Here is a 24,151-nt window from a genome sequence, read left to right as displayed (position 1 = left end):
ACCCGCTCCTCCCGGGTGGGAGCGGGTTGCCGCCCGGGCCCTGAGGAGATCGTCGTACGGGGTCAACTGCCCAGTCAATCCTTGGTATTTGTCGGTTGACCCAAGTGTTAGCTTGGGGGTCATGACCCTTGACGACCTGCGTGTCTTCGTGGCGGTGTGCCGGGCCGGGAGTCTCAGTGCGGTGGCCCGGGAACTGGGGTGCACGCAGTCCGCGGTGAGCCAGCACGTGAAGCGGCTGGAACGGGAGACCGGGGTCGGTCTGCTGGAGCGGCAGCCGCGCGGGGTCGTACCGACGCGGGCGGGGCGGGTGCTGGAGGCCGCCGCGACGGAGGGCATCGCCGGTCTCGACCTGGCCCTGCGGCGGCTGCGGGAGCTGGCCGACGGGGAGAGCGGGTCGGTGCGGGTGGCGACCGGCGCCACGACCGTGCGGCACTTCATGTCCGACGCGGTCGTCGCCTTCCGGCGCCGACACCCCGGCGTGAGCCTGGAGTTCAGGACCGAGAGCTCCAGCCGGGGCTGTTTCGACGCGCTGGCCGACAGCAGTCTCGACCTGGCGTGGATCACGCTCGGGGCGCCGGTGCGGGGCATCGAGCAGCGACCGGTGCGGGAACTGCCGTGGGTGCTGGCGGTGCGCGACGACGACCCGCTGGCCGCGCGGCCGTCCGTGGAGGCGGCCGAACTCCAGGGCCTGCGCCTGATCCGGCTGCCCCCGAACTCCACCTCGGCCGCCCATCTCGACGCGGCCTGCGCGGAGTTGGGGGTGCGGTTCACCTTCGACACCAGCGTGGCGGACTGGGACACGGCCCTGCTGCTCGCCGAACTGGGCCTGGGCCGGGCCGTGGTGCCCTCCCTGCCGGGCCTGGACGCACCGGGCCGGGGCGACCTGCGGCTGATCCCCCTCCCCGCGCTGCGCCCGCTCTCCGTCGGCTGGGCGGTCCGCCGCTGGGACGCGCTGTCACCGTCGGCACGCGCGTTCGCGGACACGGTGGCGGAGTCCTGCCGTAACGCGGTTCCGTACGAATGATCCGCTTTTTCTGCAATGCCTTGGGAAAATCATGGAGCGGGCGACGGAACCCGAGCACCTGATTCACCGTCACACCCATCCAGGCGGAAGCACGCAAAAGGCGCGATCGGGGCCGGCCTGTTCCGGCGGCCCGCCCACCATACTTTGAATTCTCTTGGGCATTCGACGAATACGCCTTGGCGGTCGCCCGGAATCCGTCATGGACACGCCCCTCCCCCCTGTTACGTTCTGCGTCGCCCGCGATCACAGCGCCTCCACAGGCGGCGCACGCCGGGCTGGGGGAGAGAAAACGATGAAGCACGTACGTATGCGCGTGAAGGCCTCCGCGACCGTGCTCGCCGCCACCGCGGCCCTGCTGGCCACCGCGGTGCCCGCTCACGCCGGCACCTTCAAGGTGACCTCCAACTGCGATGTTCCCTGGGTCAGTTGCTCCAACGAGCCCGAGCTCTGGGAGATGTACAACTCGAAGGCGCTCTCGCTCTCCGGCGGCAGCTACATCACGAGCTGGGCCGAGTTCTGGGGCGATGTCTACGACTACGACGGCACCAGTGAGTACCAGGGCTCGACCCTGGAGACCTACCGGTACGTCTTCAACGGCAACGGCAGCGGTTCCGGGCAGTACGTCAAGAACAACGCGGGCTCCATGCAGAACTGCTCCGAGGTGAACAACTACCGGGTCTATTTCAACTCCGGTTACGGCGGGCATTCCCAGTACATCCCGCACCGTGACGCGTACGCCGACTGCGTTTGGTACGACCTCGATTCCACGCTGAAGAACAACGAGGCCTCGCAGCACTTCGCCTGAATTCCATCCGGCCGAAAGGTACGTGTCAGATGACCGTCCGCAGGACAGCCGTGGCGATGGCCGTCGCCGCCGCCACCGCAGCCCTTGTCACCTCCTGTTCCGCCGCCCACCCCCGCTCCACGGCCCACGAGCCGCGGACGGGACCGGTCGCCGAGTCCTCCTCCAGCGTGGACAGGAGCAACTGGCCCGAGGCCACCCCCACCTCAGGTCTCGCCAAGGGACTCTCGCTGCCCCTGGAGGCCTACATGGAGACCTACCAGGACACCGTCGCCCTCGACGACGCCGAGCGGCACCTGGAGACCCAGTGCCTGGCCGACTACGGCCTGCACGTCACCTTCCCGCCCGCCGGACAGACCCCGCCGCCCAGCGCGGACGACTCCAACATGCCCCGCCGCTACGGCATCACCGACCGGGCCCAGGCGGAGAAGTACGGCTACGGCCTGCCCGACGCCATCCAGCACCAGGAGGGCACCAGGATGCCCCAGCTGACGAAGGACCAGGTCGAGGTCCTCACCGGCCGCACGAGCATCCGCCGCAGCCCCGCCGACCCGGCCCCCGCACAGGCCCCCTCCACCTTCCAGGGCAAGGCGATCCACAAGGACGGCTGCGCCGGCTGGGCGGACGACCGACTCGGCACCCGGGACATGGACTTCTCCCTGGTCTCGCAGCTCGACGGGGAGAGCCTCACCCGGTCCCAGCGGACACCCGCCGTGCAGAACGCCCTCGCCGCCTGGTCGACGTGCATGAAGGGCAAGGGCTACACGGTCGACACCCCGTACCACGCCGGGGACATCGTCACCCACACCGACGGCAGCCCCTCCAAGGAGGAGATCGCCGTCGCGGTCGCCGACATCGACTGCAAGCAGAGCACCGACCTCGTCAAGATCTGGTTCGCCGCGGACTCGAAGATCCAGGAACAGCAGATCACGGACCACCGGAGCGCACTCGACGCCCTGCGTACGCGGCTCGGCGCTGCCCGCGTCACGGTCACCGACGTACAGAAGAGGGACGCACAGTGACCTCCCCTCGTGACCGACGAAGAGCGCTGACGATTCTCGCCGCCACCGCCGCGCTGGCGGGGCTGATACAGGTCCAGCCCGCCACCGCGACACCCGCCGCCCCCAGGACCGCACCCACCCCCGCGCCCGCGCCGAAGGGGGCCGTCAAGGCACCGGACACCACCCTCGGCAAGGGCTGGAAGACCTCCGGCGACCGGGCGGTCACGAGCGCCGCCGACAGCGACGGGCTGCATCTGCTCGTCGCGGACAGCAGGAACGCCTACGTGTGGAAGACGGTCACGGTGCTCAGTGAGCCGCAGCTTCCGGCCGACACCTGGATCGGCAACAGCTGCGTCATGGACGACCACCACGCGGCCGTCGTCTACGCTCCCCGCACCTTCACCAACAAGCCGGACCTGATGATGGGCGGCGCGTTCACGGCGATCGTGAACCTCGACGACGGCAGCGTCACCAAGCTGCCGTTCACCGCCTCCCTCGCCTACTTCGACCCGACCTGCAACCCGGCCACCCACACCGCCGCCTTCACCGCGCTCCGGGACGCCGAGACGCGCCTGGTCACGGTGGACACCAAGGGCGCCACCGTCGCCGACACCACGGCGAAGGGCGAGATCACCTCCGCCGTGCCCACCGGGGACGGGGTGGTCGCGGCCGCCGGGAACCGGCTCGTCCACGTCGACCGCAAGGGCAGGACCACCGAGCTCACCGCCACCCGGCACGCCCCCTACGCCATCCGCGTGACCGGCTCCGGCACGGTCACCTACCTCGACCGCACCGGCGACGCCGACGCCGACGTGCAGACCTACGCACACGGCAGGAAGACGACCGTGGCGAGCGGGAAGCTCGTCGCGATGAACCTGCGCCAGGGCACGGACGGCACGGTCTACCTCACGGGGAAGGCCAGCCCCGGCAAGAGCTTCGCGGCCACCGGCATCAAGCAGGTGAACGTCTCGCCCGACGCGGATCTCTCCACCCGTGGACGTCTGGCCGTCGACCCGGTCGTCTCCCCGGCTGTGCAGGCGGGCGTTGCCAACATCGAGAACGCCGGCCGCGGGTTCTCCGGCACCGCGACCAAGGAACCGGCGGCCGAGCCGGGGCCGGACGCCACCAGCCATGCCCTGACCGTCACCGGCTCGGTTCCGGCCACCGGCAGACGCACGACGCAGACGGCCGCCGCGCCCGGCAGCACCGCGGGCGGCAGGACGTCCCCGGCGCTGACCGGATCCCCGAAGCCGCAGCTGTCGACGACGAGCACGCTGACCGCGGCCGACGACGACGCCAGGGCGCACGACCCGGTCGACACCGACGCCTGGTGCTCCGTCCCCCGCAACGACACCGCCACCCAGGCCCTCCAGCCGACCCCCAACCAGGTCGAGTGGGCCGTGGACATGGCCGTCCGCGGCGACCTGCGCTCCGGCTACCTCACCCAGGGCGGCTGGCGCTCCCAGACCGGGCTCTCCACCATCGACCCGCAGGGCATGTTCCCCGCCCCCACCCTGAACACCGGCGGCCGCATCCCCGCCCAGGTCGAACTGGGCATCCTCGCCCAGGAGTCCAACCTGTGGCAGGCCGAGTCCGGCGCCATCCCGGGCCAGACGGGCAGCCCGCTCGCGGCCGTGGACGGCTACTACGGCCATCAGACCGGCGGCACGCTCGCCGACTACTGGACGATCCACTGGGACAAGTCCGACTGCGGCTACGGCGTCGGCCAGGTCACCGACGGCATGCGCAAGGCCGGGTACGAGAAGGCGGGCGAGACGTCCCTGCCGGTCAGCACACAGCGTGCGATCGCCGTCGACTACGCCACCAACATCGCCGCCTCGCTGTACATCCTCGCCGACAAGTGGAACGAGGTGCACGAGTCCGGCCAGACGATCACCGTGAACAACGACGACCCGGCGAAGCCCGAGAACTGGTTCGCCGCCGTGTGGAACTACAACCTCGGCTTCAACACGCAGGCCGACGCGGGCACCAACGGCAACTGGGGCCTGGGCTGGTACAACAACCCCGCCAACCCGGTCTACCCGGCCTCCCGGCTGAGCTTCATGAACACCGACATGGACCCCCTGGCCGCCAAGGACGCCGCCCATCCGCAGAACTGGCCGTACGAGGAGAAGGTGATGGGCTGGGCCGCCTGGTCCATCGACACCGGCCACTCCTACGCCACCTCGGGCCGCCAGGACTGGCCCGGCGAGTCCGGCTTCTCCTCGGCCGGCTTCCGCCCCGCCTACTGGAACGGCACGAACGGGCTCTACACCGTCCTGGGCAGCGCGACCTACAACCGGGCGCACGTCTCGCCGCCCCTGGACACGTTCTGCAACACGAAGAACAACTGCGACGCGGGCAACCCGCCCGTCTGCTCCGACGCCGCCTGCTACACCCCGTACTGGTGGAACGCCTCCAACGCCACCTGGAAGGCCGACTGCGCGACGACCTGCGGCTTCGAGAACATCAAGTACCAGACCCTGGTCAGCGAGCCCGGACGCGGCACCCGTCTCCAGTACGGCACCCCGGTCTGCTCCGGGGCGCCCTCCGGCGCGAAGGTGGTCGACTCCGATCCCGCGGGGGTCAACACCTGGGGCGCCTGCGGTACGACCACCACCGACGGCTCGTTCCGGTTCACCTTCTACGCCGACCCCAACGCCACCGGTCCGGGTCTCGGCCAGTACGACGCCAAGGCCGACCTGCACCAGATCGGCGGCGGCTACCAGGGGCACTTCTGGTACGCGCACAGCCGTGACACCGACCACCTCGGCGGTGACGGCGGACGGATGACCGTCCTCGGCGACTGGAAGCTGAACGGGGCCGTCGACCAGGGACAGGCCGCGATCTACGCCCACATCCCCGACACCGGCGCCCAGGTCAAGGACGCGCTCTACGAGATACCCAGCGCCCTGGGCACCGCCAAGGTGAAGATCAGCCAGGACGCCCACAACAACCAGTGGGTCTACCTGGGCGCGTTCCGCTTCAACGACGCCGCCCCCGAGGTCAGGCTCTCCAACTCCACGTACACGGGGTCCGGCGACGACGACATCGCGTGGGACGCGGTGGCCTTCGTCCCCGGTGACTACGGCATCCCGAAGGACCACGCGGTCGACCTCGCGCTGCCGCCCGTGGACACCGACAGCCCCAACCCGGACCAGGCCGACCAGCCGGTGACCGACCAGGTGACCAAGCCGCTGGTCGTCGACGAGGAGACCGGCGCCTCCGTCGCCGCTCCGCAGACGGTCAAGGAGTCCTGCGGGCCCGTCAAGGACGGCGGCCAGGTCTGCTTCGGACGGCCCCTGAAGAAGCCGTACAAGATCCCGAAGGCCGCCGGGAGCGGGAAGAGCGCACGGGACACCGGTGTCGCGCCGAAGCTGACCGCGGCCGACGACCCGGGCGGCGCCGCGGGCATCGCCGACTGGTGCGACGACGACGATCTGGTCGCCCGCGCCACCCGCACCCTGGTCTGCGAGAACCGCGAAGTACCCGTGTACTACCGCAAGGACGGCGAGATCAAGGCCACCGCGTACTTCATCTTCCAGCGGCTGATCGAACTCGACGGCGTCAACAGCTTCGAGGAGCATTTCACGGTCAAGCCGGTCTCCATCCCGGTCGACTTCGCCCAGATCCAGCTCGGCATCTACGAGCACCTGTGCGACTCTCCCTGCACACCGGTCGAGGCCGACCCGTCCGCCTGGAGGGGACAGCCCAGTTGGACCGCGGGCGACACGCACACCGCCTACATCACGTCCGGTTACACCTGGGACAACTCCACCGCGGGGCAGACCTACGAGTTCACGCCCGACGTGCAGATCAACGGAATCGCCGACCCCGTGGACGACGAGACCATCCAGACCGTCGGCTACCAGTGGAGTCTGGGAGGCTCCAGCGGCTTCGACGTGATCCGCTGCGACACCCTCACCGGCACCGCCTCGGCGGGCTGCGTCGTGCCCAACTACGCACCCACCTACACCTTCAACGCGGCCAAGTACCCCCAGGCCGCGGCCCACGCGTGGCTCATCCAGCACGAGATGCCCACCTCTCCCGGCCTGGAGTCGGCCGACACCCCGCTGTACTACCTCCCCGGAGGACGGGACGGGGACAACAGGGACGAGATCTGCGACGAGAGCGGGTGGGCGCGGACGAACTACGACCCGGAGGCGATGAACAGCGCCGACGACGACCCCAACTGCGACGAGTTCTCCTTCAACGCCACCTACAACAGCGGGGGCATGCCGGCCGAGCTGGGCGGCCTCAATCCCGTGTCCTCCGGCTCCGAGTGCGTGCAGACTTACGCGCAGATGGACAGCGGCACGATCCACCTGCGGAATCTTCCTGGAACCGTGCCCAGCTTCAACGAGGTGTGCGGGCGCTCCGCCATCTCCGGAGTGCAGAACCAGGGGTCCATGGCGGCCTTCTCGGCGGGCTTCGCCAAGAAGATGCGGCTGATGAAGAAGGACGCCTACTGGCTGGACACCGCGATCCTCGGGACGTGCGCCCCGCGGACCGGGAATTTCATCCAGTGCACCATGACGACGGACTAGCCCGTCGGGGAAGAGCGGTTCAGGCGTAAGGGTCTTCGAGGAGGGCGATCGGGAGATTGCCCTCCTCGACGTCCACCCGTGGGACGCGAATGCCCAGGCAGTCGCCCACGGCCTGCCACACGGCGGCGGGAACACCCGGCCCTCGGTTCACCGCGCCGGTGGCTCGCAGGGCCGCGTCCAGGGCCGCCACCTTTCCGGTCGTGTCCACTTTCCGGCTGTTCAGGGGGCTGTCGCCGAACTCGGTGAACCAGACCTTGCCGTCCGCGCCGGGAGCGTAGGCGAGCCAGCAGGGCTGGACCGCGATGTTCGGGTTGAGGCAGACCATCTCCTCCCCGGGGAGCGGCTTCACGGCGGAATCGTCGTTGAACCAGCGCTCGTACCAGGTGGCGGAACCCGAGCCCTCCAGGACATAGCTCCACTCCCCCGAGGTCCCGTACATACAGGGCCGTGCCGAGGAAGTGTCGGCGGTGAAGCGGAAATCCCGGTACCGGACGGGCGCCGTGATCTCGTCCTCCCTGGCGCTCAGACGCCTGAGGAGTTCCGCCACGGGAAGCCCGCGCACCGCCGTCAGCGCTACGCCGCCCCGCATTCCCGGGTGGCCCGTGGGCGGGTCGTAGCAGTGCTCTCCGAACCACCGCAGACTGTCGTTCATCGTCGACCTCCGGCCAGAAGAATACTGAGCGCCGCCGGATCACCCGCCCAGCCCCAGCTCGGCCCACACCGTCTTGCCGACGTCCCGTTCGCTGACGCCCCAGGTGTCCGCGAGGAGGGTGACGAGGATCAGGCCGCGCCCGTGTTCGCCGTCCGCCGCACGGACGAACCTGAGCCGGCGGTCGCCTCGCGGATCGCTCACCTCGATACGCAGCGTGTTCCCCGGGAGGAGCCGGAGGCGCAGCTCGAAGTCCCTTCCGGGGACGCGGCCGTGGGTGACCGCGTTGGCGGCGAGCTCGGCGACGAGGTGTTGTGCGGTGTCGTTCACCTCGGTGCCGTGGGGATGACCCCACTGCGTGAGCTGGGTGGCGGTGAGCCTGCGGGCCAGGCGGGCGCCCCGTGGAGTGGCGCTCAGACGCTGGGTCAGTTCGTCGGTGGGGGTGGAGATTTCGGCGTTCACGTGACTGAGCGTGCTGGGTTGTCTCTACGCTGACCAGGGGCGACCCGGCGACGCTGGGTAGTTGTACGGGTACGGAGTGTCCGGTGTACGGGTTGTCGGGTGGGAGGGGTGAGGCCGGTGGTCGAGCGGAGGCCGGAGACGCCTGCGGAGGCGGACGGTACGGCGGGGCTGTTCGTCGCCCTGGGCAAGATGGTCAAGCTGCTGCGCGAGCGGAAGGGGCTCACGCAGAAGGAGTTCGGGGAGCTGGTGGGCTACGGCCCCGACGCGGTCTCGGCGATGGAGCGGGGCGTACGGACACTCCGACCGGAGGTCCTGCTCAAGGCGGACGAACTCCTCGACGCGGGTGGCCTGTTGAAGGAGGTCGTCCCCGAGGTCGAGGAGGCGATGACGCGGGCTCGGACCCGACATCCGGAGTGGTACCGGAGTTATGCGGGGCTGGAGGCCGAGGCGGTCGAGCTGCACTTCTACGCCAACCACGGGGTGCCGGGCTTGTTGCAGACCGAGGACTACGCGCGAGCGGTGTTCTCCAAGCGGCGCCCGCTTCTGGACGAGGAGACGATCGAGAAGCGCGTCACGGACCGGCTCTCCCGCCAGCTGGTCTTCGAGCGTTGGCCGTCACCGATGGTGAGCTACGTCCTCGAAGAGATCGTGCTGGACAGGCCGATCGGCGGACGGCGTGTGCACGCGGACCAGCTTCGACACCTCCTGAGAGTCGGAGGCAGGCGGAACATCGAGATCCAGGTCATGCCGTCCGCACTCGACGAACACCCCAACATGGACGGCGCGTTCAACCTGCTGACGCCCAAGGGCCATGGGCAGGTGGCCTACACGGAGGTGCAGGGGTACCCGCGGCTGGTCACCGACTCCGAAGAGGTCAGGAAGATCGCAGACCGCTATGGGATCATGCGAGCGATGGCACTCCCCCCGTCGGAGTCCCGGAAGTTGATCGAGCAGAAGCTGGAGGAGCTATGAACACCGAGCAGCTCGCCTGGTTCAAGTCCAGCTACAGCGGCGGCGAGGGCGGCGAATGCCTGGAACTCGCCGTCACCCCCGACACCATCCACCTCCGCGACTCCAAGCACCCCACCGGCCCTCACCTCACCCTCTCCCCCACGGCCTGGTCGGCCTTCCTCTCGCTTACTGCGGGAACGCGGCCACCACGTTGAGTTCCCGCGCTCCGGTAGCCGTGATGCCGGAACCCGTGCCGGGAAGCAGCACGCCCGGGGCGTAGTAGTTGCTCGACACCAGCAGGTCCTGGTCGCCGTCGCGGTCGAGGTCGCGCAGGCGCACGAGGGAGCCGAAGTTCTCGTACTGGCCGGGGTTCCCGGGGACGCCCGCCGTCGCGCGCGAGAACCACTGGGAGTTCTTGCCGGTCAGGCCGGACTTCCCGCCGCGCAGGACGTGGACGCCGCCCGCTTCCTTGACCGTGCCGACCTTCTCGTAGGGCACGCCGACCGCCAGGTCCGGGTAGCCGTCGCCGTTGGTGTCCCCGGCCGAGAGGTCGGAGCCGAAGTAGTCGCGGGCCGTGGCGGCCGTGGTGACGCCCGAAGTGGACTGCGTGAGACGGTACTTCGTCGTCGGGCCGGTGCCGCCGCCGCGCCAGACGACCACCGAGCCCGCCCGGTTGTTGTACTGGGTGTCGCTGACCGCGAGGTCGCCGTAGCCGTCCTTGTCGAAGTCGGCGACGACACCGGCGGGGCTGTAGTCGGGGGCCGAGCCGTTGACGACCGTGACCTTGCCGGACCTGACGGTGGTGCCGCCCCGCAGGAACCACGCGTCCTGGGTCATCTTGTCGCTGTGGTAGCCCTGGCCCAGGACGTAGAGGTCGGTCGCCTTGTCCTTGGTGACCTTGCCGGCGACCAGGCCGGTGTTCTCGAAGGTGGCGTCGAGGGTGTGCCTGGTGACCTTGCCCGTCGTACCGGACTTGGCGAAGCCGCCGCGGTACACGTAGACGGACCGGAAGCCGTCCGCCACGGCCAGGTCGGTCTTGCCGTCGCCGTTGAAGTCACCGGCTTCGATCGCCTTCCCGAAGCCCTGGTCGGAGCGGGCGGTGACCTTGAGGCGGGTGGCGTCGGTGCCGGTGAGGCCGGTCTTCCGGCCCCACAGGATGGTGACCGCGCCGGAGCTCACCTTGCCGCTCACCTTCTCGGTGAAGTCGGCGACGGCGAGGTCGGCGTATCCGTCGCGGTTGAGGTCGGCGGTGGCGACGTCCTCGCCGAACGCGTCCCCGTAGCCGCCCGCGTCCCCGGCGGTTCCCGGGATGCCCGCGCTGGACTGGGTGAACGTCTTCGTGGTCGTACCGACGCCGGTGGCCGTCCCGTACGTCACGGTGACCTCACCACCGAGGCCGGCGACGGCGTAGTCGCGGTAGCCGTCCCCGTTGAAGTCGTCGGCGTACTTCGCCGGGGTGGCCGCGTGCGCGGCGCTCACGGAGAGGGTGAGCAGCCCGCCGGTCAGGGCCACGGAGGTGGCCAGCGCCAGGCGGAAGGTGCTTGCGGTGAACATGGGTCTCCTGCCGAGTTCTGAGTCAGGCAGGGAGAAGACTCACGGTGACGGGGCATGGTTGTAGGGCGCCCCGTCACCGTCGTACGTGCTACGCCTCCTTGTGGCCCAGCAGGACGTCGACGCCCTCGGTGCTGCCGTTCACCGTGACCTGGGTGGCCACCGGCGGGTAGCCGCTGGCGATCACCGTGTACTGGTCGCCGGCCAGGTCGGTGAAGGCGTAGCTGCCGTCGACGCTGGTGGTGCGGGTGCCGACGACATTGCCGGCGGCGTCGAGCAGGGTGACCCTGGCGTCGTCCAGGGCGCGGCCGTCCGGGGTGTGCACGGTGCCCCGCAGGGTTGCCGCGACGGTCAGTTGGATGTCGCAGGTGCTCTCCGCGGCGACGGTGACCGGGACCGCCGTCGGACGGTGGCCGGGGGCGCTGACGCTGAGGGTGTGGTCGCCCGGCAGGAGGTCGCCGAGGCGGTAGGCGCCGTCGGGGCCGGACGTGGTGGAGGCCGTCACGTCGCCGCGCTGGTCCGTGGCCACCACCAGCGCGCCGGGCAGGCCCTCGCCGCCCGCGCCGAGCACCGTACCGGCCAGGCCGCCGGGGCTGGGCAGGAACACCAGGTCGTGGGAGACCGGCGTGCCGTTCACGGACAGGGTGACCACCTGGGGCTGGTAGCCGGGGGCCGAGCCGACCAGGACCAGGCCGCCGCGCTCGGCGGTGTCCAGGGCGTAGCTGCCGTCCTCGCGGGAGGTGGCGCGGGCCAGTTGGCGGCCCGAGGCGTCCAGGAGGGTGAGCGCGGTGCGGGGTACGGGGACACCCGTGCCGTCGCGCACCAGACCGCGTACCGCGGCGGACGCCGACGCCGACGCCGGTACCGGGGTGGGAACGGCGGGCGGGGTGGGGGTCTCGGAGTGCTCGACCGGCGCCGTCTCCTTCTTCTTCGCCCGGAACAGGAGCACCGTGATGATCACGCCGACGGCGAAGAAGGCCGCCGACCACCAGTACGCGACCTCGTAGCTGTGCAGGGCCGCGTTCGCCCTGACCAGCGGGTCGGACAGGTGGTCCGCGGCGTAGTTCGTGGCGGCGGTGGCGGCCAGGGTGTTCAGCAGCGCGGTGCTGATCGAACCGCCCACCTGCTGCGTGGTGTTGAGGGCGGCCGAGGCCACGCCCTGGTCGTTGGCGGCCACCCCGAGGGTCGCGTAGCTCATCGCGGCGGGCATCGACATGCCGAGACCGGCGCCGAGCAGCAGGAGCGGCGGCAGTACGTGGGCCGCGTAGCCGCTGTCGAGGCCGAGGCGGGTCAGCCAGACCATGCCGCCCGCGGCCACCAGCATGCCGACGGGGACGACGGTCTTGGGGCCGATCCTCGGCACCAGCAGGTTGGTGGACAGCTGCGCCATCACCATCAGCGCGCCCACCATCGGCAGGAAGGCCACGCCGTTCTTGACCGGCGAGTAGCCCAGCGTCGACTGGAGGTAGTAGGTGAGGAAGAGGAAGACGCCGAACATCCCGGCGGACGAGATGAGGATGGTCGACAGGGCGGCGGCGCGGTCGCGGTCGGCGAGGACGCGCAGCGGCAGCACGGGGTGCTTGGCGCGGGCCTGCCAGAGGAAGAACGCGACCAGCAGGACCCCGCCCGCGGCGAGGAAGCCCCAGGTCATCCAGTTGTCCCAGTCGTGCGTCTCCGCGTTGGCGAAGCCGTAGACGATGCCGAACAGACCGCCGGAGACCAGGATCACGCCGGGGATGTCGAGCCGGGGCCGCTCGGCCGGCACGGAGCGGCCGATGAAGACGACCGCGCCGACCAGCGCGAGGACCGCGATGACGTCGTTGACGTACAGCGTCCAGCGCCAGTCGAGGTACTCGGTGAGCAGGCCGCCGAGGACCAGGCCGACGGCGGCGCCGGAGCCGGCGATGGCTCCGAAGATGCCGAACGCCCGGGCGCGTTCCTTGGGTTCGGTGAACGTCGTGGTCAGCAGGGACAGGGCGGCCGGGGCGAGCAGGGCGCCGAAGAGGCCCTGCACCGCGCGGGCGACGACCAGCATGGTGAAGCCGTTGGCCGCGCCGCCGACCGCGGAGGCCGCGGCGAAGCCGACGATGCCGATGACGAAGGTGGTCTTGCGGCCGAAGAGGTCGGCGAGCCGGCCGCCGAGCAGCAGCAGGCTGCCGAAGGCCAGGGAGTAGGCGGTGACGATCCACTGCCGGCCGTTGTTGTCGAAGCCCAGGTCCTGCTGGGCGGACGGCAGCGCGATGTTCACGATCGTCGCGTCGAGCACGACCATGAGCTGGGCGAGGCCGATCACGGCCAGCGCCCACCACCGGTGCTTCGACGGGGCGGGGGTGGGGCCGGACGGCACGGCCTGGGCGGTGGCTGCCGGAATGGCTTCCACGATGGTGCTCCCCTCATGGGGCTCGGATTCGCTCGGACCAACGGCACAGTCCGAAACCGTTTCGTACACCTAACCTAGGTCACACTTGCAGCACATCGCAAACGTCTTCATAAGGTCTGCACCTACCCGCCCCTATCGGGTGCTCAGCGCTCGTACAGCCCTTCGATCTCCGTGGCGAAGTCCCGCATGACCGCCTCCCGGCGCAGCTTCATCGACGGCGTCAGATGGCCCCCCGCCTCCGTGAAGTCGGTGGGCAGGACGGTGAAGCGGCGGATGGACTCCGGGCGCGAGACGAGCTTGTTCGCCTCGTCCACGGCCCGTTGCAGGATGGCCCGCAACTCCTCGTCGTTGACCAGGAGTTCGGCGGGGACGGGGTGCTTGCCGTTCATCTGGCGCCAGTGGTTGACGCCGTCCATGTCCAGGCTGATCAGCGCCGAGATGTAGGGGCGCCGGTCGCCGAGGACCATGCACTGGGAGATCAGCGGGTGGGAGCGCAGCCAGTTCTCCAGCGGGGCCGGGGCGACGTTCTTGCCGCCCGCGGTGATCAGGATCTCCTTCTTGCGGCCGGTGATCGTCAGATAGCCCTCGTCGTCGAGCTGTCCGATGTCGCCGGTCGGGAACCAGCCGTCGGCGGAGGCGGGGGCCACTCCCTCGCCGTAGGGGTCCCAGTAGCCGCGGAACACCTGGCCGCCGTGCAGCAGGATCTCGCCGTCGGCCGCGATCCGGATCCGGGTGCCGGGGATGGGCCAGCCGACCGTGCCGAGGCGGGGCTTGAGGGGCGGGGTGCAGGTCGCGGCCCCGGTCGACTCGGTCAGGCCGTAGCCCTCGTAGATCTCCATGCCCGCGCCCGCGTAGAACGCGGCGAGGCGGCGGCCGAGCGGGGAGCCGCCGGAGATGATGTGCCGGATCCGGCCGCCCATGGCGTTGCGGATACGGCGGTACACCAGCGGGTCGTAGAAGGTGCGGGCCGCCTTCAGGGCCGCGCCGGGGCCGGAGCCGGTGCCCGCGTGACGGGACTCCATCGCCTCGCCGTAGCGGACGGCGACATTGGTCGCGCGGTCGAAGACGGTGACCCGGCCGCCGCTCTCCGCCTTGGCGCGGGCGTTGTTGAAGACCTTCTCCAGCATGTACGGGATCACGAGGAGGAAGGTCGGTCTGAAGCTGGCCAGGTCGGCCAGCAGGTCCTCGGCCTGGAGGCTCGGCGCGTGCCCGAGGCGGACCCGGGCGCGGACGCAGGCGACGGCGACCATCCGGCCGAAGACGTGCGAGATGGGCAGGAAGAGCAGGGTCGCCAGGTCGGTGTCGTCCGACTTCGACTTGAAGACCGGGTAGAGCAGCTCGATCGCGTTGTCGACCTCGGTGAGGAAGTTGCCGTGGCTGAGCACACAGCCCTTGGGACGGCCGGTGGTGCCGGAGGTGTAGACGACGGTGGCGACCGTGGCCGGGCCCAGCATGCCGCGCCGTACGCCGATCTCCTGGTCCGGGACGGCCTGGCCGAGCTCGGCCAGCCGCTCCACATGCCCCTTCTCCATGATCCACATGTGCCGCAGGTCCGGCAGGCGGCTCAGCTCCGGGCCGAGGGCGGCGGCCTGTGCGGCGGTCTCGGTCACCAGGGCGACCGCGCCGGAGTCCTGGAGGATGAACCGGGTCTGGAAGACCGAGGAGGTCGGGTAGACGGGGACCGTGACCAGACCGGCGGCCCAGGCGGCGAAGTCGAGGAGCGTCCACTCGTACGTCGTACGGGCCATGATCGCGACCCGGTCGCCCGGCATCAGGCCCTCGGAGATCAGGCCCTTGGCCAGGGCCAGCACCTGCTGCGCGAACTCCGCCGCCGTCAGGTCGACCCACCGGCCGTCCTCGGTACGGCGGCTCATCACCCGCTGCTCCGGAGCCGTCTCGGCGTTGTCGAAGGGCAGGTCGGCCAGCGAGCCGTGGGTCAGCGGCGGGACCAGCGGCGGCACCGACACCTCGCGGACCTCACCGTCCAGCCGCACGATCTCGGGTTCCACGAGCACCGGGGCGCCGTCGTAGTCGTGGCCGGACACGTACGAGAGGGACATGGTCAGCTCCTGGGACGTGCAGCTCGATACCGCTCCTGCATGAGGTACGCAGGGGACGTACCGGGGCGTTCACCCGCGAGTGCGCCTGGAAGGGTTACCGGGGGTTAGGACGGTGATCCTAAGTGGCTCAAGTGGTGAGCCTGTGCGGGTTCGTTGATGGTCCGGAGCCGGGACTGTGCAACCTCGACCGCAAAGTGAGAGGTTGTCACTTCTCCCCTCCTACGGTCGCTCCAGAATCGCCGTCACGCCCTGTCCGCCCGCCGCGCACACCGAGATCAGCCCGCGGCCGGGCCCCTCCCGCTCGGCCAGCAGCCTGGCGAGGGTGGCCACGATCCGGGCGCCGGTCGCGGCGAAGGGGTGACCGGTGGCGAGCGAGGACCCGGCGACGTTGAGGCGGGTCCGGTCCACCGGGCCCAGCCCCCGCTTCTCCCAGGCCGCGAGGGTCGCGAGGACCTGGGAGGCGAAGGCCTCGTGGATCTCGACCAGGTCGAAGTCGTCGAGACCGAGACCGGCCCGCTCCAGCATGCGGGGGACGGCGTGGGCGGGGGCCATCAGCAGACCGTCCTCACCCTGCGCGACATCGCCCCGCACGAAGTCCACGGCCGCCGTCTCGTACGCGGTGAGGTAGGCCTGCACCTCCAGGCCGCGCGCCTCGGCCCACTCCTCGGAGGCCAGCAGGACGACCGCGGCGCCGTCCGTGAGCGGGGTGGAGTTCCCGGCGGTCATGGTCGGGTCGGGTCCCTTGAGGCCGAACACCGGCTTCAGTGCGGCGAGTTTCCCGGGTGTCGAGTCCGGGCGGAGGTTCTGGTCGCGGGCCAGGCCCCGGAAGGGGACCACCAACTCCCGGAAGAACCCCCGCTCGTACGCCGCCGCCAGCCGCTGGTGGCTCGTCGCCGCCAGCTCGTCCTGGTCCTGCCGGGTCACTCCCCACGCGGCGGCGGTCACGGCGGCGTGCTCGCCCATCGAGAGCCCGGTGCGGGGCTCGGCGTTGCGCGGGATGTCGGGGACCAGATGGGCCGGCCGGATGCGCGCGAGCGCCTTCAGCCGGGCACCGGCCGACTTCGCCCGCCGCGCCTCCAGCAGGATGCGGCGCAGCTCGTCGTTGACGCCGAGCGGCGCGTCGCTCGCGGTGTCCGCGCCGCCCGCGATCGCGGACTCCGTCTGCCCCAGCGCGATCTTGTTGGCGGCGGCGATGACGGCCTGGAGACCGGTCCCGCAGGCCTGCTGGATGTCGTACGCCGGAGTGCGCGGGTCCAGCTTCGAGCCGAGCACGGTCTCGCGGGCGAGGTTGAAGTCCCGGCTGTGCTTGAGGACGGCACCGGCGACGAACTCGCCCACGGCGCCCGGCCCTTCGAGCCCCTGCCGCTCCACGAGGGCGTCGAGGGCCGCGGTGAGCATCTCCTGGTTCGAGGCGGTGGCGTAGGGGCCGTCGGAGCGGGCGAAGGGCAGGCGGGCGCCCGCGACGACCGCGACGCGCCGGGCGACCGGCGGCTTCAAGGGGCTCATCTCCACCAGCTCCTCACCTCTGAGATTGACTTACCTGCGGTAACCTTACTCCAGAGTAAGGAATCTGCGACCGACCCGGGAGATGGACATGGCCGACCGCTATCTGAGCTTCACCGGTACCGCGCCGGGCCGGTTCCTCACCCGCAGGCTCGGCCTCCCGCAGCCGGCGCGGCTGCGGCGGTGGTCGGCGGGGTCGGAAGGCTTCGAGGGCGGGGCGCTGCTCCTGACGGCGGGGAAGTCCCAGCTGTCCGGACTGGACTCCCTCTCTCCCGCGCTGGGCTTCGTCTCGTCCGCGGAGGCGCCCGCCGGGGTCCTCCTGGACGCCACCGGCGTGCGGGACGTCGATGACCTGGCGGAGGTCCACGCGGCCCTGCACCCGGTCGTGCGGTCGGTCGCCACCAGCGGACGGGTCGTCGTCCTGGGGTCGCCGCTCTCCGGTGTCGACCACCACCAGGCCGCCGTCCAGCAGGCGTTGGAGGGCTTCACGCGCTCGCTCGGCAAGGAGATCGGCGGTGGCAGAACGGTCAATCTGGTACGGCTGACCGACGCGGCCGCCGCCGAGTCGACCCTGCGGTTCCTGCTCTCCCCCAGGTCCGCCTACGTCAGCGGCCAGGTGATCGAGGTCGGCGAGACCCCTCAGGACACCGAGGTCGACTGGTCCCTCCCGCTCGCCCGGCGGACGGCCCTGGTGACCGGCGGTGCGCGGGGCATCGGCGCGGCGGTCGCCGAGACGCTGGCGAGGGACGGGGCGCGGGTGGTCGTACTCGATGTGCCGGGGGCGCGGGCGGACGCCGAGCAGCTGGCCGCGCGGCTCGGGGGACGGGCGCTCGCGCTCGACATCACGGCCGCCGACGCGGGCGTACGGATCGCCGAGGCGGTGCCCGACGGGCTGGACGTGCTGGTCCACAACGCGGGGATCACCCGGGACCGGCGGCTGGTCAACATGCCTGCCGAGCGCTGGAGTTCGGTGCTCGACGTCAACCTGGCGAGTGTGCTGCGCACGACGGACGCGCTGCTGGAGGCGGGGACGCTGCGGCCGGGCGGGCGGATCGTCGCCACCGCCTCCATCGCGGGGCTCGCGGGGAACGCCGGGCAGACGAACTACGGCGCGAGCAAGGCGGGCGTGGCCGGTCTGGTGCGTTCGCTGGCACCCCGGGCGCTGGCCGGGCACGGGGTCACGGTGAACGCGGTGGCGCCCGGGTTCATCGAGACCAGGATGACGGCGGCGGTCCCGCTGTTCATCCGGGAGGCCGGACGGCGCATGAACTCCCTCGCCCAGGGCGGCCTCCCGTCCGACGTGGCCGAGACCACGGCCTGGCTGGCGCACCCGGCGTCCGGCGCGGTGAACGGGCAGGTCGTGCGGGTGTGCGGCCAGAGTCTGCTGGGGGCGTAGTGGAGAGCCACGGTTCGGCCCCCGGGGACAGGTGCCCCGAGAGCGCGCCCTCGCGGGACCCGGAGCAACCCGCGGCTCCCGCCGCCCACTTGGCGGGCCCGGTGCGGGTGCTCACGCAGTCGCCCTCCCTCGTGCCGCTCCTCGCCGCCGGTGCCCTGCGGTCCCCCTTCAAGCGGCCCTCGGCCGGCGCGGACTTCCCGCGGACGCGGCTCGTGCTGCCCGGGCTGCGGGTCGATCTCGCGCGGCTGGCCGCGTACGAGCGGGTGTGCGGGTTCCCGACCGGGGAGGACGCGCTGCCGGTGACGTATCCGCATGTGCTGGGCTTTCCGCTCGCGATGAGCCTGATGAGCGGGCCGGACTTCCCGCTGCCGCTGCTCGGGCTGGTGCACACGTCGATCGAGATCACCCGGTACCGGGAACTGGCGGCAACCGGGACGTACGAACTCTCCGTGCGCATCGACGGGTTGGCCCCGCACCGGCGCGGTACGGAGGCCGCGGTGGTCACCGAGCTGCGGGTGGGCGAGGACGTCGTATGGGAGTCGGTGAGCACGTATCTGGCACGGCACCGCACCACGGGGGCGGGCCCGGAACGGGAGCCCGAGCGGGAGTCCGGGCAGGGGCCTGGGCGGGAGTCCGGGCGGGAGGCGCACGAGCCGCTTCCCGGCGTCGACGAGTGGCGGCTGGCCGGGGACATCGGACGGCGTTACGCCGCCGCGTCCGGCGACCGCAACCCGATCCACCTGTACCCGTTCACGGCCCGCCTCTTCGGCTTCAAGAGGGCGATCGCGCACGGCATGTGGACGGCGGCCCGCTGCCTGGCGGCCCACGGCACACCCCAGGCGGTGCTGGTCCGGGCGGAGTTCAGGGCCCCGGTGCTGCTGCCGGGCACGGTGACGTACGCGGCGAACGGTGAACGGTTCGAGCTGTGCGGCGCCGACCGCGTGCACGTGAGCGGGGGCGTCTACCCGCTGACCTGAAGCGGCGCGCCCTCGGCGGGGACGGCGGGGACGGCCTCGGGGATCCAGGGCCGGTTCTCCATGAGGTTCCCGAGGCCGGCCCAGGCGAAGTTCATGAGGGTCGCCGCCGACTGCCGTGCCGTCACCCCCGGGGTCGCGTTGGCCCAGGCGGCCAGGGACTCGGCGGCACCGACGAGGGCCTCGGCGAGCCCGGCGACCTCGCGCTCGGGCAGATCGGGGTCGCGGTGTGCCTCGCGGGCCGCGACCACGATCAGCTGGGTCACGAACGCGACGATCTCCTCGCGCATCGCGGTGACCTCGGCGACGAACGCCTCACCGTGGATCCGGGCCTGGAGGTGCAGCACGGACCAGCCGTGCGGGTGCTGCGAGGTGTGCGTGAAGAAGGCCAGCAGTCCGTCCCACAGCTGCCGGTCGACGGGCAGTTCGGTCCGCACGCCCGTCCGCACGGCCTCGGTGAGCGCGGCCGCCTCCCGGCGGATGCACGCGGTGAAGAGGTCTTCCTTGGAGTTCAGGTACAGATAGACCAACGGCTTGGACACCCCGGCGAGTTCGGCGATCTCGTCCATCGAGGCGGCCATGTACCCACGCTGCCCGAAGATCTCCACAGCGGCGTCCAGCATCTGCTGCTCCCGCACCGCGCGCGGCATCCGCTTGCTCTTCACGACACCCATGCCCAAAGCGTACGGTCATGTTGCCGCGGCGGCGGGGGCGTTGCGCTCAGGAGGTCTGCGGGGCCTGGCCCTGGGTGCGACCGGCCTCTTCGACCGTCTCGTCCTCCTGGCTGCGGTTGGCGTCCAGGTTGGCCTTCATGCGGTCGACCCGCTGGGCGACCTGGACGGAGGCGCGGTCACGCTCCTTGCGCAGGACGACGAAGCTGATGGGGGCCGAGATCAGCAGGGAGAGCAGGACGATCCACATGCCGTTGGAGGAGCCGAGGCCGCGCGGGGCGAGGCCGGCGTAGACGAGGCCCCAGACGACCACGAGGCAGCCCACGAAGATCCCGAGGCGCATCAGCGTGTAGCGGAGCATGTCAATCCACTCTTCCGGTTCAAAAACGGGGCACCGTCCAGTGAAGCACGCCGGGCACCCGATCTTCGACGGGGGTCAGGTCAGCGGCAGCAGCATGATCACGTCGTCGCGGTCGTCCCCGGGTGCGACCCGGATCGCGCCGGGTACGCGGCCGACCTCCTTGTAACCGCAGGAGCCGTAGAAGCGCTCCAGACCGAGGCCGCCGCGGCAGGTCAGCCGTATCGCCTCGATGCCGTCGATGCCGCGGGCCGCGTCCGCGGCGGCGCCGAGCAGGTCCCGGCCGTAGCCCCTGCCCTGGTGACGCGGATGCACCATGACGGTGTACAGCCACAGCCAGTGGGTCATCAGCCGGTGGGTGTTGAAGGCGAGGAACGCGACGGCGGCCACCCGGCCCTCGGCGTCCTGCCCCACGAGCAGCCGGGTGCGGCCCTCGGCCATCGCCACGAAGTGCCGCACCAGCTCGGGACGGATGGCCTCGCGCTCCACGGGCGCGACGAACCCCACGGCACCGCCCGCGTTGCTGACGTCCGTCCACAGGTCGAGAATGCCGTCCCGGAGGGCGGGAGTGACGGCCGGGTCGAGAGTAAACGTAAGGGACACGTGAGCATCGTAACCCTTACGCCATCGCGTGGGCCGCGACCTCCAGGTCCGCCACCAGTCCCCGGTACGCGGCCTCCCGGTCCTCGGCGCGCAGCACGGCCGACGGATGCACGGTCGGCACCAGCCGCTCCCGCCGCCCGTGGATCTCCTCCTCCAGCACGGTGCCCCGCACCTGCGTGACGCGGAACGAGGAGCCGAGCAGCGCCTTGCCGGCGGTGGCCCCGAGGACGACGATCAGCTCCGGTTCGACGAACTCCAGCTCCTTGGCGAGCCAGGGCCCGCAGGCCGTCATCTCCCGCAGGCTCGGCGCCTTGTGGATCCGCCGCTTCCGGGGCTCGGCCTGCGTGAACTTGAAGTGCTTCACCGCGTTGGTGACGTAGGCCTGCGCGGGATCGATCCCGGCCTCCGCGAGCGCCCGGTCCAGCAGCTTCCCGGCCGGCCCGACGAACGGCTTCCCCTGCCGGTCCTCCTGATCCCCGGGCTGCTCCCCCACGAGCATCACCCGCGCGTGGGGGTTTCCCGTGCCGAAGACGGTCTGGGTGGCGTCCCGGTGGAGAGGACAGCCACGGCAGCCGGCGGCGGCGCGGCGGAAGGCGTCCAGCCCGCCACGGGACGGAACGAAGGGTTCCGCGGTGAAGGCATCTTCCGGCGCATTCTGGGGCATACGGTCCGAGTACCCACCCCAGGGGCGCGGGGAACCGCGCACAACGCCCGCCCCCCACGCACCCGCAGCCGAAAATCAGACCCGCATCGGCTGAGGAGACTCCCGACGCCCCGCGTCAGGCCCGTCGTACTCCCGGATCACCTCGTACCGAGTGTTCCGCTCCACCGGCCGGAACCCCGCGTCCCGGATCAGGTCCAGCAGATCCTCACGGGTCAGCTTGTTCGGCGTCCCGTAGTTGTCCGCGTCGTGGGTGATCTTGTACTCGACGACCGACCCGTCCATGTCGTCCGCGCCGTGCTGCAACGCCAGCTGCGCGGTCTGGACGCCGTGCATGACCCAGAAGACCTTGACGTGCGGGACGTTGTCGAACAGCAGCCGGGAGACCGCGAAGGTCTTCAGCGCCTCGGCACCGGTCGCCATCCGGGTACGGGCCTGCAGCCTGTTGCGGACCTTGCCGTCCTTCACGTCCACGAAGTCGTGCTGGTAGCGCAGCGGGATGAAGACCTGGAAACCGCCGGTCTCGTCCTGGAGTTCACGCAGACGGAGGACGTGGTCCACCCGGTGCCGCGGCTCCTCGATGTGGCCGTACAGCATGGTGCTCGGGGTCTTCAGACCCTTCTCGTGCGCCAGCCGGTGGATCCGGGACCAGTCCTCCCAGTGGGTCCTGTGGTCCACGATGTGCTGCCGGACCTCCCAGTCGAAGATCTCGGCGCCACCGCCGGTCAACGACTCGAGACCGGCGTCGATGAGCTCGTCGAGGATCTCGCTCGCGCTCAGCCCGCTGATCGTCTCGAAGTGATGGATCTCGGTCGCGGTGAACGCCTTCAGGGAGACGTCCGGCAGCGCCGCCTTCAACTCCCGCAGCGACCGCGGGTAGTAGCGCCACGGCAGGTTCGGGTGCAGGCCGTTGACGATGTGGAGCTCGGTGAGGTTCTCGCCCTCCATCGCCTTGGCGAGCTTCACCGCCTCCTCGATGCGCATCGTGTAGGCGTCCTTCTCCCCCGGCTTGCGCTGGAAGGAGCAGTAGGCGCAGGACGCCGTGCACACGTTGGTCATGTTGAGGTGCCGGTTGACGTTGAAGTGGACGACATCGCCGTTCTTCCGCGTCCGCACCTCGTGCGCGAGTCCGCCCAGCCATGCCAGGTCGTCCGACTCGTACAGCGCGATGCCGTCCTCACGGGTCAGGCGCTCACCGGCCCTGACCTTCTCCTCCAGCTCGCGCTTGAGCCCGACGTCCATGACCACACCTTTCCTCGAAGACCTGTCCCACCGTACGTCTACGCCTCTTCGGGCAGCTCTCCGACCCGGTTCTCCCACTTCGTGGAGAGCACGATCGTGGTACGGGTGCGGGAGACGCCCTTGGTCCCGGACAGCCGCCGGATCGTCTTCTCCAGGCCGTCCACGTCCGACGCCCGCACCTTGAGCATGTACGAGTCGTCGCCCGCGATGAACCAGCAGTCCTCGATCTCGCTGAGGTCCCGAAGGCGCCGCGCCACGTCCTCGTGGTCGGCCGCGTCGGACAGCGAGATGCCGATCAGCGCGATCACGCCGAGGCCGAGCGAGGCGGCGTCGACGGTGGCGCGGTAACCGGTGATGACCCCGGCCGCCTCCAGCCGGTTGATGCGGTCCGTGACGCTGGGTCCCGACAGACCGACGAGGCGCCCCAGCTCCGCGTAGGAGGCCCGGCCGTTCTCCCTCAGGGCCTGGATGAGCTGCCTGTCCACCGCGTCCATGCGATCGATGCCTTCCGCTGAAAAGTTCCTGAACGTGCTGAGAGGTACTGCGACTTGCCCTGCGCCCCTGCGCCCCCGTGTTTCCGCGCTCCCGTGCCCCTGCCCCGTCAGTCGGCGCTGCCGGCGCCCAGCTCGCCCTGCCAGCGCCGGTACAGGCCGTGCTCGACGCCCGCCGCGTCCAGCACCCGCCCGGCGACGAAGTCCACCAGGTCCTGGATGTGGGTGGCGCCCGCGTAGAAGCCCGGCGAGGCCGGGACCACGCTCGCGCCGGCGTCGTCCAGCGTGACCAGGTGCCGGAGGGTCTGCCCGTTCAAGGGGGTCTCCCGTACCGCCACGACCAGCGGCCGGCGCTCCTTCAGTGTGACGCTCGCCGCGCGCTGGAGCAGATCCTTCGACAGACCGAGGGCGACGCCCGCGACACAGGCCGTGGAGGCCGGCACGATGAGCATCCCCTTCGTGGCATACGACCCCGAGGACGGCCCGGCGGCCAGGTCCCCCGCGTTCCAGTACCGCACCGCGTCGAGGTCGGCGTCGAAGCCCGCTGGCTTGCCGTCGGCCCCGCGGGCCAGCCATTCCCGCAGGTCCTCGCGCCAGTGCGCGTCCCGGAAGGAGATGCCCGTCTCGTCGAGCAGGGTGAGCCGGGAGGCCCGGGAGACCACCAGGTCGACGCTCTCCCCGGCGGTGAGGAGCGCGCGCAGCACGGACGCGGCATACGGGGTGCCGGAGGCGCCGGACACCCCTACGATCCAAGGCGTACGCCGTGTCTTTCCTGGCTTGACTGGGTTCACACCCCCGAGCCTATCCGGCGACGCAGGGTGGGAA

General features: G+C 70.8%; 21 protein-coding genes. 8 read left to right on the top strand and 13 right to left on the bottom strand.

The window, feature by feature from the left end; translation table 11 throughout:
• Positions 1-121: 121 nt before the first annotated feature.
• The 4 genes from AC2XR2_RS26190 to AC2XR2_RS26175 all read left to right on the top strand — a co-directional run bounded on the left by AC2XR2_RS26190 (position 122) and on the right by AC2XR2_RS26175 (position 7,374).
• The gene (locus AC2XR2_RS26190) at positions 122-1,024 is read left to right on the top strand and encodes a LysR family transcriptional regulator (RefSeq protein ID WP_381302946.1); all 903 of its coding nucleotides are present in this window, start codon (positions 122-124) and stop codon (positions 1,022-1,024) included.
• A 292-nt stretch (positions 1,025-1,316) separates the two neighbouring features.
• Positions 1,317-1,829, top strand: a complete 513-nt coding sequence (locus tag AC2XR2_RS26185) for a hypothetical protein (RefSeq protein ID WP_449352439.1) — start codon at positions 1,317-1,319, stop codon at positions 1,827-1,829.
• Between the two features lie 29 nt (positions 1,830-1,858).
• Positions 1,859-2,848, top strand: a complete 990-nt coding sequence (locus AC2XR2_RS26180; RefSeq protein ID WP_491516464.1) for a hypothetical protein — start codon at positions 1,859-1,861, stop codon at positions 2,846-2,848.
• The gene (locus AC2XR2_RS26175) at positions 2,845-7,374 is read left to right on the top strand and encodes a Tat pathway signal protein (protein ID WP_491516463.1); all 4,530 of its coding nucleotides are present in this window, start codon (positions 2,845-2,847) and stop codon (positions 7,372-7,374) included. The genes AC2XR2_RS26180 and AC2XR2_RS26175 overlap by 4 nt, the downstream gene beginning before the upstream one ends.
• 19 nt (positions 7,375-7,393) lie before the next feature.
• Here the strand turns inward: AC2XR2_RS26175 and AC2XR2_RS26170 are convergent, their stop codons facing one another.
• Together AC2XR2_RS26170 and AC2XR2_RS26165 are read right to left on the bottom strand one after the other, a co-directional pair.
• Positions 7,394-8,026 carry a hypothetical protein gene (locus tag AC2XR2_RS26170; protein ID WP_491516462.1) on the bottom strand — a complete coding sequence of 211 codons (633 nt, stop codon included), beginning with the start codon at positions 8,024-8,026 and terminating at the stop codon, positions 7,394-7,396.
• A gap of 39 nt (positions 8,027-8,065) precedes the next feature.
• Positions 8,066-8,485 (bottom strand): ATP-binding protein, encoded by a 420-nt coding sequence (locus AC2XR2_RS26165; protein WP_381302941.1) that lies wholly within the window; start codon positions 8,483-8,485, stop codon positions 8,066-8,068.
• A gap of 117 nt (positions 8,486-8,602) precedes the next feature.
• Here AC2XR2_RS26165 and AC2XR2_RS26160 point away from each other — a divergent pair, with 117 nt between their 5' ends.
• Positions 8,603-9,457 carry a helix-turn-helix domain-containing protein gene (locus AC2XR2_RS26160; RefSeq protein ID WP_391191799.1) on the top strand — a complete coding sequence of 285 codons (855 nt, stop codon included), beginning with the start codon at positions 8,603-8,605 and terminating at the stop codon, positions 9,455-9,457.
• Positions 9,454-9,651 (top strand): DUF397 domain-containing protein, encoded by a 198-nt coding sequence (locus AC2XR2_RS26155; protein WP_330265118.1) that lies wholly within the window; start codon positions 9,454-9,456, stop codon positions 9,649-9,651. The genes AC2XR2_RS26160 and AC2XR2_RS26155 overlap by 4 nt, the downstream gene beginning before the upstream one ends.
• Here the strand turns inward: AC2XR2_RS26155 and AC2XR2_RS26150 are convergent.
• The 4 genes from AC2XR2_RS26150 to AC2XR2_RS26135 all read right to left on the bottom strand — a co-directional run bounded on the left by AC2XR2_RS26150 (position 9,623) and on the right by AC2XR2_RS26135 (position 16,933).
• Positions 9,623-10,990: an FG-GAP and VCBS repeat-containing protein gene (locus tag AC2XR2_RS26150; protein WP_491516461.1), complete on the bottom strand. Its 1,368-nt coding sequence runs from the start codon at positions 10,988-10,990 to the stop codon at positions 9,623-9,625. The genes AC2XR2_RS26155 and AC2XR2_RS26150 overlap by 29 nt on opposite strands.
• 88 nt (positions 10,991-11,078) lie before the next feature.
• Positions 11,079-13,367 carry an MFS transporter gene (locus tag AC2XR2_RS26145; RefSeq protein ID WP_491516460.1) on the bottom strand — a complete coding sequence of 763 codons (2,289 nt, stop codon included), beginning with the start codon at positions 13,365-13,367 and terminating at the stop codon, positions 11,079-11,081.
• Between the two features lie 143 nt (positions 13,368-13,510).
• Positions 13,511-15,427, bottom strand: a complete 1,917-nt coding sequence (locus AC2XR2_RS26140) for an AMP-dependent synthetase/ligase (RefSeq protein ID WP_381302936.1) — start codon at positions 15,425-15,427, stop codon at positions 13,511-13,513.
• 219 nt (positions 15,428-15,646) lie between these two features.
• Positions 15,647-16,933 (bottom strand): acetyl-CoA C-acetyltransferase, encoded by a 1,287-nt coding sequence (locus tag AC2XR2_RS26135; RefSeq protein WP_491516459.1) that lies wholly within the window; start codon positions 16,931-16,933, stop codon positions 15,647-15,649.
• An 88-nt stretch (positions 16,934-17,021) separates the two neighbouring features.
• Here AC2XR2_RS26135 and AC2XR2_RS26130 point away from each other — a divergent pair, with 88 nt between their 5' ends.
• Entirely contained in the window at positions 17,022-18,326 is a 1,305-nt protein-coding gene (locus AC2XR2_RS26130) for a 3-oxoacyl-ACP reductase (protein WP_491516458.1), read from the top strand.
• A 101-nt stretch (positions 18,327-18,427) separates the two neighbouring features.
• A complete protein-coding gene (locus AC2XR2_RS26125; RefSeq protein WP_381302933.1) occupies positions 18,428-19,303 on the top strand; it encodes a MaoC family dehydratase in 876 nt (291 codons plus the stop codon).
• Here the strand turns inward: AC2XR2_RS26125 and AC2XR2_RS26120 are convergent.
• The 7 genes from AC2XR2_RS26120 to AC2XR2_RS26090 form a co-directional block, all read right to left on the bottom strand.
• Positions 19,288-19,974, bottom strand: a complete 687-nt coding sequence (locus AC2XR2_RS26120; RefSeq protein WP_381302932.1) for a TetR/AcrR family transcriptional regulator — start codon at positions 19,972-19,974, stop codon at positions 19,288-19,290. The genes AC2XR2_RS26125 and AC2XR2_RS26120 overlap by 16 nt on opposite strands.
• Before the next feature lie 46 nt (positions 19,975-20,020).
• Complete coding sequence (locus AC2XR2_RS26115) at positions 20,021-20,332, bottom strand: DUF4229 domain-containing protein (RefSeq protein WP_330265124.1); 312 nt, start codon at positions 20,330-20,332, stop codon at positions 20,021-20,023.
• A gap of 75 nt (positions 20,333-20,407) precedes the next feature.
• Positions 20,408-20,932, bottom strand: a complete 525-nt coding sequence (locus AC2XR2_RS26110) for a GNAT family N-acetyltransferase (protein ID WP_491516457.1) — start codon at positions 20,930-20,932, stop codon at positions 20,408-20,410.
• Between the two features lie 16 nt (positions 20,933-20,948).
• Positions 20,949-21,596 carry a UdgX family uracil-DNA binding protein gene (locus AC2XR2_RS26105; protein ID WP_491516456.1) on the bottom strand — a complete coding sequence of 216 codons (648 nt, stop codon included), beginning with the start codon at positions 21,594-21,596 and terminating at the stop codon, positions 20,949-20,951.
• A 75-nt stretch (positions 21,597-21,671) separates the two neighbouring features.
• Complete coding sequence (mqnE, locus tag AC2XR2_RS26100; RefSeq protein ID WP_123762394.1) at positions 21,672-22,835, bottom strand: aminofutalosine synthase MqnE; 1,164 nt, start codon at positions 22,833-22,835, stop codon at positions 21,672-21,674.
• A 38-nt stretch (positions 22,836-22,873) separates the two neighbouring features.
• Positions 22,874-23,329, bottom strand: coding sequence for an Lrp/AsnC family transcriptional regulator (locus tag AC2XR2_RS26095; protein WP_123762393.1), 456 nt, complete (start codon positions 23,327-23,329; stop codon positions 22,874-22,876).
• Positions 23,330-23,436: 107 nt separating this feature from the next.
• A complete protein-coding gene (locus AC2XR2_RS26090) occupies positions 23,437-24,117 on the bottom strand; it encodes a UbiX family flavin prenyltransferase (protein WP_491516455.1) in 681 nt (226 codons plus the stop codon).
• Positions 24,118-24,151: the final 34 nt, after the last annotated feature.

Source organism: Streptomyces sp. LS-MS-L19 (assembly GCF_058382285.1).
The sequence above is the reverse complement of the archived record's forward strand: the minus strand, read 5'-3'. Positions and strand labels throughout refer to the sequence as shown.